The 2,469-nt window shown below is 54.2% G+C and carries 3 protein-coding genes; all 3 read left to right on the top strand.

The features are described 5' to 3' along the window. The first annotated feature begins 308 nt into the window (after positions 1–308). A complete protein-coding gene (aceA, locus tag AC1D1P_RS20845; RefSeq protein WP_457280344.1) occupies positions 309–1,628 on the top strand; it encodes an isocitrate lyase in 1,320 nt (439 codons plus the stop codon). A gap of 167 nt (positions 1,629–1,795) precedes the next feature. Then, positions 1,796–1,975 carry a hypothetical protein gene (locus tag AC1D1P_RS20840; RefSeq protein ID WP_431095808.1) on the top strand — a complete coding sequence of 60 codons (180 nt, stop codon included), beginning with the start codon at positions 1,796–1,798 and terminating at the stop codon, positions 1,973–1,975. Positions 1,976–2,261: 286 nt separating this feature from the next. Further along, positions 2,262–2,469 (top strand): TGS domain-containing protein (locus AC1D1P_RS20835; protein WP_477674276.1); only part of this gene is annotated, 208 nt, incomplete at its 3' end.

Below are 2,469 nucleotides of genomic sequence, written 5' to 3'. Positions count from 1 at the left end.
GTCTGAGGGCCTCGAGAGGAAAGTCAGGGCCGAGGTGCGCTCTTGGCCATCGATACAAGCTGCCTTTCACATTTCATCATTCAATAAATTGATTCCGTAATGTGGAATTAACGAATGCTGCAGTGCAAAATTATTTCTCAATATGAGAGATTGAATTTTGCATTACGATAATTTTAATAAATATCATTGATTTTATTGAATTTTATTTTTGTCTTATATAAGACATAAGATCTTCACAAGGTCTTGTAGAAGACYTAAAGTTGATCCATCGAATTAGCCATTTCTTTATTCAACCTACGGAGCCCACCATGCCGCAAACCCTGACCGAACAATTGAGCCGCGACCAGCAAATTTCCGCCCTGGAAAAAGACTGGGCCACCAACCCGCGCTGGAAAGGCATCAAGCGCGGCTACAGCGCCGCCGACGTGGTGCGCCTGCGCGGATCCTTCCCGATCGAACACACGCTGGCCCGCCGCGGTGCCGAAAAACTGTGGGATCTGCTGCACAACGAGCCTTATGTGAACTGCCTGGGTGCACTCACTGGCGGCCAGGCCATGCAGCAGGTCAAGGCCGGCGTCAAAGCCATCTATCTGTCGGGCTGGCAAGTTGCTGCCGACAACAACAGCTACTCCGCCATGTATCCGGACCAGTCCCTGTACCCGGTGGACTCGGTGCCCAAGGTCGTTGAAACCATCAACAACACCTTCCGCCGTGCAGACGAGATCCAGCACTCCAAAGGCATTGATGCCGGCGACAAAGACTACATCGACTACTTTGCACCCATCGTCGCGGATGCTGAAGCCGGTTTCGGCGGTGTTCTGAATGCCTTCGAACTGATGAAGGCCATGATCAAGTCTGGCGCAGGTGGCGTGCACTGGGAAGACCAATTGGCTTCCGTCAAGAAGTGCGGCCACATGGGTGGCAAGGTATTGCTGCCCACCCGTGAGTCCTGCCAGAAGCTGATCGCTGCGCGTATGGCGGCCGACGTCTGCGGCGTGCCCACGCTGGTGATTGCCCGCACCGATGCTGAAGCCGCTGATTTGCTGACTTCCGACTACGACGAGATCGACAAGCCTTTCCTGACCGGCGAACGCACGGCCGAAGGCTTCTACAAGACGCGCAAGGGTCTTGAGCAGGCTGTAGCCCGTGCCAACGCCTATGCCCACTACGCTGACCTGGTGTGGTGCGAAACCGGCACGCCTGACCTCGACTTCGCGAAGAAATTCGCCGATGCTGTGCACAAGGTTCACCCAGGCAAGATGCTGGCCTACAACTGCTCGCCGTCTTTCAACTGGAAGAAAAACCTCGACGATGCCACCATCGCCAAGTTCCAGCGCGAGCTCGGCGCCATGGGATACAAGTACCAGTTCATCACGTTGGCTGGTATTCACTCCATGTGGTACAACATGTACGACCTGTCGCAAGACTACGTCAAGCGCGGCATGACGGCTTACATCGAGAAGGTGCAGGAGCCCGAATTCGCAGCACGCGACCGCGGCTACACCTTTGTGTCGCACCAGCAGGAAGTTGGCACTGGTTACTTCGATGAAGTGACCACCGCCATTCAGGGCGGCAAATCCAGCGTGACCGCACTGACCGGCTCTACCGAAGAAGAGCAGTTCCACTGATCTCACCTGACCGACGATTACCCAGACACTAGCGCCCTTAACGCGCAGCTTTTCAGCCCGGACAGGACTTAGGGCCTGTCCGGGCTTTTTTACAGGCATTTTTTAGCGTAGAGTGCAGTTTGTTACATAAAACACAAGATGTGCATGATTAACCGGAGGAGGTTGCCGTGTCGGAATTAACCGTGGGTTTCAAGCGTGTTCCCTGTCCTGATTGCAATGGCACCGGCGAACTGCGCATTGAAAGCGAAAACATCAATGAGCATTTTGAAGTCGAAAAACAAACGGTGATCACCGAATGTCCGCGTTGCCTTGGCCTGGGATTTTTGCCGCCGGCCTCACCGCAATAGGACTTTGTGGCGCGAGGCAAACAGGTGGCCGGCGAGCCATCTGCAAGCTGCCGTAAAATAGCCGCATGCAATCAATCAAGCTGGAAACAGGAAGGATCGTTCGGGTTATGACACCGCGAACTACGCCCTCGTCCGTTTTCTGGAGTCATCCAGGGCGCTAGTCCGCACCCCTTGGTGATTGTTAGCTACTGATTTCATAGCTTAAATCCATATCCCCCATCAAAGCGCGGCAGGTTCCGCGCTTTTTTGTTTTTCTGATTTCAGCCTGCTTATAAAAGTTATTCACATGATTCAAATCACGCTCCCCGATGATTCCAAGCGCGAATACCCCCAAGCCGTCACGGTGGCCGAAGTCGCCGCCTCAATCGGTACCGGCCTGGCCAAAGCGGCCTTGGGCGGGAAAGTTGACGGCAAGGTGGTCGACACCAGCTATCTGATTGATAAGGACAGCTCGGTTTCCATCATCACAGCCAAGGATGCCGACGGGTTGGACA

The organism is Polaromonas sp. P1_E1_2, from assembly GCF_056406035.1.
This window is presented reverse-complemented; position numbering and strand designations above follow the sequence as displayed.